Raw genomic sequence first — 5,118 nt, 5'->3', positions numbered from 1 at the left:
GGCGGCGACATCACACCGGGCCCAACGAACCGGCCGCCCCGCGGTGGCGCCCCGCTCCGGCCATGGTGCCCGCCGGGCCCCGCCCCCGTGCCCCGCGCACCTGCTCGCCGTCACCCCCATCGCGTAGGCTCGAAGAGAACCGATCCGGACCGGGAAAGGGCGCCGCATGCTCACCGACACCTACGGTCGTGTGGCCACCGACCTGCGGGTTTCGCTCACCGACCGCTGCAACCTCCGTTGCACGTACTGCATGCCCGAGGAAGGGCTGCACTGGCTGGCCAAGCCCGAGCTGCTCACCGACGACGAGATCGTCCGCCTCGTCCGTATCGCCGTCACCGAACTCGGCGTCGACGAGGTCCGCTTCACCGGCGGCGAACCCCTGCTCCGCCCCGGCCTCACCGGCATCGTCGAACGCGTCGCCGCCCTCACACCCCGCCCCCGGATCTCCCTGACCACCAACGGCATCGGGCTGGCGCGCACCGCCGGCGCCCTGCGCGCCGCCGGACTGGACCGCGTCAACGTCTCCCTCGACACCCTGCGCCCCGACGTCTTCCAGGCCCTCACCCGGCGCAAGCGCCACAGCGATGTGCTGAGCGGACTGGAGGCGGCCCGCGCCACCGGACTCACCCCGGTCAAGGTCAACACCGTCCTGATGCCCGGCCTCAACGACGACGAGGCTCCCGACCTCCTCTCCTGGGCCATGGAGCACGGCTACGAACTCCGCTTCATCGAGCAGATGCCGCTCGACGCCCAGCACGGCTGGCAGCGCGACGGCATGATCACCGCGGGAGACATCCTCGCCTCGCTGCGCACCCGCTTCACCCTGACCCCCGAGAACGCGGCCGCACGCGGCTCCGCGCCCGCCGAACGCTGGCTCGTCGACGGCGGCCCGCACCGCGTCGGCGTCATCGCCTCGGTCACCCGCCCGTTCTGCCGCGCCTGCGACCGCACCCGGCTCACCGCCGACGGGCAGATACGCAGCTGCCTGTTCGCCACCGAGGAGACGGACCTGCGCACGGCGCTGCGTTCCGGCGCCCCGGACACGGAGATCATCCGGATCTGGGAGCGGGCCATGCGGGGCAAGAAGGCCGGCTCGGGGCTCGACGACCCCGCGTTCCTCCAGCCCGCGCGCCCCATGTCGGCGATCGGCGGCTGACCGCCACGGCCGGGAGCGGCCCCCGGGTCAGCGGCCTTCGCCCGCGGCCTCCCACTCGGCGAGCGGGACGACGTCCTTGAGGAAGCCGCGCACACCGAGGAACGCGGAGAGGTGCTCGCGGTGCTCGTCGCAGGCGAGCCAGGTCTTACGGCGCTCGGGCGTGTGCAGCTTCGGGTTGTTCCAGGCCAGCACCCACACCGCGGCGGCGCGGCAGCCCTTCGCCGAGCAGATGACGGCGCCGCCGTCGGAGCCGGGGACGTTCGGGGAGTTCACGGGCCCACCCTACGTCGCCGCGCGCCCCGGACCGCGTGCGGGCACAGCGACGCCGGGCAGCCACGGGGGGAGCCGCCCGGCGTCAGTCCGTCGCTCCGACGGGGGATGCGGAGCGCGTACGCAGTATGTCACGGGCACCCCGCCCCGGTGCACCGAAACCACATGATTGATCCGAGGTTTTCCTCGGCCCGCAGGCCGTGCAATGTTCAACTGCGACGGCCCTGTTGGTCCGCCGCGTCCGGTCGCACCGGCTCCGGCGCGGCCTCCGGCCCGTCGTGGCCCCCGCCGTCCTCCAGCATGGGCCGGGTCCTGGGTGTGACGAAGGTCGACGGCAGCGAAGGGGCGTTCTCCCGGCCCGCGTTGGCGACGACGACCGCGATGTAGGGGAGCGCCACCCCCAGCACCAGCGTCGCGATCGCGAACGGCCGCTCGACGTTCCACAGGACGGCCGTGAGGACCACCGCCACCGTCCGTACGGACATCGAGATCACATAGCGTCGCTGCCGGCCCCGCACGTCTTCCGTGAGGCCCTGCCGGGCCCCGGTGATCCGGAAGGTCTGGCCCCCGCGCTGCTTCCGCATCACGTTCCCTCACCTGCTCGGTCGTGCCGGAACAGCCCCGCTCCGGCCCGCTTCCACGGTACGCCGGGGCGGCAGCGGGATCGAGACCGGGGCGGCCCTTGGCGCGCCCCCGGCATGCGGGGCGGCGGCCGCCGGGCGACACTGGCCGGACGGCGGCGCCGTCCCCGGACCGCCGCGGGAGGAGGCGACATGAGTTGGTTGTGGGCCATCATCGTGGGCCTGATCCTCGGGCTGATCGCCAAGGCCGTCATCCCCGGCAAGCAGCACATCCCCCTCTGGCTGACCGTGATCTTCGGCATGATCGGCGCGGCCCTGGGGAACTGGCTGGCCATGGGGCTCGGGGTGCACGAGACCCGGGGCATCGACTGGATCCGCCATCTGCTCCAGCTGGTCTGCGCGGTGATCGTCGTCGCCCTCGGCAGCCGGCTGTGGACCGCCGTCCGCGGCCGCCGTGGACACCCCGCCTGAAACGGGACCGGGCCGGCCGCCGCGCGCGGACGCGCGCACCGGCCGGCCCGGGAACCGACGGGGTCAGCGCCCGTCGAGGCGCGCCAGCTTCCGTCCGGCCTTGAGGTACACCGTGCCCTCGGCGCCGGCCGGCTGCCCGGCCAGCACCTCGCCCAGCGGCCGCACCACGTCGGCCTCGGCGAGCACGGTGGTGTGCTGGCCGTCGGCGCCCTCCACGACGAGCCGGAGCGCGTTCTGCTTGGCCAGCCGGCGGGCCGCCGACGCGCTGGCCGCGAACTCCAGCACCGTCGTCAGCACCGCGGCGACCGTCTCGCCGCCGTGCGCGGCGACGTCGACGACCGGCAGCGAGGCCACGTCGGTGAACGACTTCCTGGAGAACTGCGCGGTGAACCCGGCGCGCGCCGCCATCGCGGCCTCCAGGCCGTACAGCGCCGTCACCACCTCACCCGCGAGGATCTTCTTCAGGTCCATCGGGTGCAGCGAGCGGTCGGCGACCCGGCCCAGGACGAGCGCGATCTCCTCGTCCGTCCACTCCGTCCATGCCTTGAGGTACGGCTCCATCAGCCGGTCCGGCACCGACATGATCTTGCCGAAGACATCGTCGGCGGGCGCCGAGAGACCGACGTAGTTCCCCTTCGACTTGGACATCTTCACGCCGGTGCCGTCCGTGCCCTCGATCAGCGGCATCGTGACGACCAGCTGCGGGCGCTGCCCCTTGAGCTCCATGAGCTTGCGGCCCATCTGGAAGTTCAGCAGCTGGTCGGAGCCGCCCACCTCCACGTCGCACTCCAGCGCGACCGAGTCCAGGCCCTGCGCGATCGGGTACAGCAGCTCCGTCATCGTCAGGCCGGAGCCCGCCGCCAGGCGGTTGCGGAAGTCCTCCCGCTGGAGCAGCTGGGAGACCGGCACCTGGGACAGCAGCCCCAGCAGCTCCGGGAAGGTGTACGGCGCCAGCCACTCGCTGTTCTGCCGGAAGCTCACCTTGTCGAAGTCGAAGAACGGGCGGACCTGCTCACGGTAGGTGGCCAGGTTGTGCGCGATGTCCTCGTCCGTCAGCGGCGGACGCTCGGCGGTACGGCCCGAGGGGTCGCCGATCTTCGCGGTGAAGTCACCGATGATCAGCGTCACGTCGTGGCCCAGCCGCTGGAAACGGCTGAGGATGATCAGCGGTACGGCGTGCCCGAGGTGGACATCGGTCGCCGTCGGGTCGATGCCGAGCTTGATGTGCAGGCCCTTGCCCGCGGCCCGCCGCTCCTCGATCCGCTCGGCGAGCTGCTCGACGCCCGGCAGCACCTCGACCGTACGCGCCGCGATCAGCGCGGCCTGCTCCTTGGCGGACAGGTCCGTCAGATCGAGATAGCGCCGTGCGCCCGTCTCCCGCAGCAGCTCCTGGACGGTGGCGTCCGAGGAGAGGTCGGTGGAGAGCAGCGTGGTGGCGCGGGCGACGGATTCGCCGAGGCGTGTCATGGCGTTCCTGATCGATCGTGGTTCCCGAAACGGGAGGACAAGCCCCCATTCTATTCGCCTCCCCCTTTCGCCCCGCCGCCGCGCCCGCGGGCCGTCCCCGGCACCCGGCGCCCCGGGGGACGGCCCGCGGGGCCCTCACACCCCGGGACTGACCGAACTCATGTGGAAGTCCGGGATCCGCAGCGGGGGCATCGCCGCCCGGGTGAAGTCGTCGTTCCACTCCCGCGGCAGGGTCCGCTCGGTACGCCCCGCCTCCACCGCACGCCCCAGCAGATCCACCGGCGACTCGTTGAACCGGAAGTTGTTGACCTCGCCGACCACCTCGCCGCGCTCGACGAGATAGACCCCGTCCCGGGTCAGCCCGGTCAGCAGCAGCGTCGCCGGATCGACCTCGCGGATGTACCACAGGCAGGTCAGCAGCAGCGCCGGACCGTCGTGGCCGCTCGCCGCCACCATCTCGTCGAGCGAACGCGGACCGCCCCCCTCCAGCAGGAGGTTGCCGCCTCCGGGCGCGAGCGGCAGCCCGGTCAGCGCCGCGGTGTGCCGGCTGCTCACCAGCCGGCGCAGCACCCCGTCGCGGATCCAGTCCGTGGCGGGGAGCGGCAGCCCGTTGTCGAAGACCGACAGATCGTCGCCGGAGGAGTGCGCCACCACGAACGGCGCGCACTCCAGCCCCGGCGCCGCCGGGTCACTGCGCAGCGTCAGCGGCAGCTGTGCCAGCCGCTCGCCGATCCGGGTGGCCGCCCCCTCGCCGCCGCCCGGCCGGGAGAAGACCGTACGGCCCTCCGCCGCGTCCCGCGCCGACGCCGACCACAGCTGGTAGATCAGCAGATCGGCGACGGCGGTCGGCGGCAGCAGCGTCTCGTAACGGCCGGCCGGCAGCGCGATCCGCCGCCCGGCCCAGGCCAGGCGCCCGGCCAGCTCGGCGTCCAGCGCCAGCGGGTCGGTGTCGGTGAAGTCCCGCGTCGCCCGGCCCGCCCACGCCGAACGGGTGTGGTCCGGCGACTTGGCGTTGAGCTCCAGCGTCCCGGTGGGCTGGTCGTGCCGCAGCCGCAGCCCCGCCGAGGTGCCCAGGTACGTGGAGACCATCTCGTGCCGGGCGAAGCCGTACAGCTCCCGCCCGCCGGACCGGGCCCGCCGGAACGCCTCGCCCAGCGCCGGGGCGAAGTCCGC

Annotated in this window: 6 protein-coding genes; 2 read left to right on the top strand and 4 right to left on the bottom strand. The window is 73.3% G+C overall.

Features of this window, described 5'->3' with window-relative positions:
• Positions 1–166: 166 nt before the first annotated feature.
• Positions 167–1,156 (top strand): GTP 3',8-cyclase MoaA, encoded by a 990-nt coding sequence (gene moaA / locus AC51EU_RS26860; RefSeq protein WP_496269675.1) that lies wholly within the window; start codon positions 167–169, stop codon positions 1,154–1,156.
• 27 nt (positions 1,157–1,183) lie between these two features.
• Here moaA and AC51EU_RS26855 read toward each other — a convergent pair whose 3' ends face one another.
• Positions 1,184–1,429 carry a hypothetical protein gene (locus AC51EU_RS26855; RefSeq protein WP_496269674.1) on the bottom strand — a complete coding sequence of 82 codons (246 nt, stop codon included), beginning with the start codon at positions 1,427–1,429 and terminating at the stop codon, positions 1,184–1,186.
• Between the two features lie 206 nt (positions 1,430–1,635).
• The gene (locus tag AC51EU_RS26850) at positions 1,636–2,010 is read right to left on the bottom strand and encodes a DUF3099 domain-containing protein (RefSeq protein ID WP_496269673.1); all 375 of its coding nucleotides are present in this window, start codon (positions 2,008–2,010) and stop codon (positions 1,636–1,638) included.
• Positions 2,011–2,199: 189 nt separating this feature from the next.
• Here AC51EU_RS26850 and AC51EU_RS26845 point away from each other — a divergent pair, with 189 nt between their 5' ends.
• The gene (locus AC51EU_RS26845) at positions 2,200–2,478 is read left to right on the top strand and encodes a GlsB/YeaQ/YmgE family stress response membrane protein (protein WP_496269672.1); all 279 of its coding nucleotides are present in this window, start codon (positions 2,200–2,202) and stop codon (positions 2,476–2,478) included.
• Positions 2,479–2,541: 63 nt separating this feature from the next.
• On the opposite strand, the gene tyrS is transcribed toward AC51EU_RS26845, so the two are convergent.
• Entirely contained in the window at positions 2,542–3,945 is a 1,404-nt protein-coding gene (gene tyrS, locus AC51EU_RS26840) for a tyrosine--tRNA ligase (RefSeq protein ID WP_496269671.1), read from the bottom strand.
• A 135-nt stretch (positions 3,946–4,080) separates the two neighbouring features.
• Positions 4,081–5,118, bottom strand: a 1,038-nt coding sequence (locus AC51EU_RS26835) for a metallopeptidase TldD-related protein (protein ID WP_496269670.1), incomplete at its 5' end; no start/stop codon positions are given.

Source organism: Candidatus Streptomyces philanthi (assembly GCF_059553635.1).
The sequence above is the reverse complement of the archived record's forward strand: the minus strand, read 5'-3'. Positions and strand labels throughout refer to the sequence as shown.

Excerpts from the sequence above, each read along its gene's own strand:
- moaA (WP_496269675.1), top strand. The coding sequence starts at position 167 with ATGCTCACCGACACCTACGGTCGTGTGGCCACCGACCTGCGGGTTTCG.
- AC51EU_RS26850 (WP_496269673.1), bottom strand. The coding sequence starts at position 2,010 with ATGCGGAAGCAGCGCGGGGGCCAGACCTTCCGGATCACCGGGGCCCGG.
- AC51EU_RS26845 (WP_496269672.1), top strand. The coding sequence starts at position 2,200 with ATGAGTTGGTTGTGGGCCATCATCGTGGGCCTGATCCTCGGGCTGATC.
- tyrS (WP_496269671.1), bottom strand. The coding sequence starts at position 3,945 with ATGACACGCCTCGGCGAATCCGTCGCCCGCGCCACCACGCTGCTCTCC.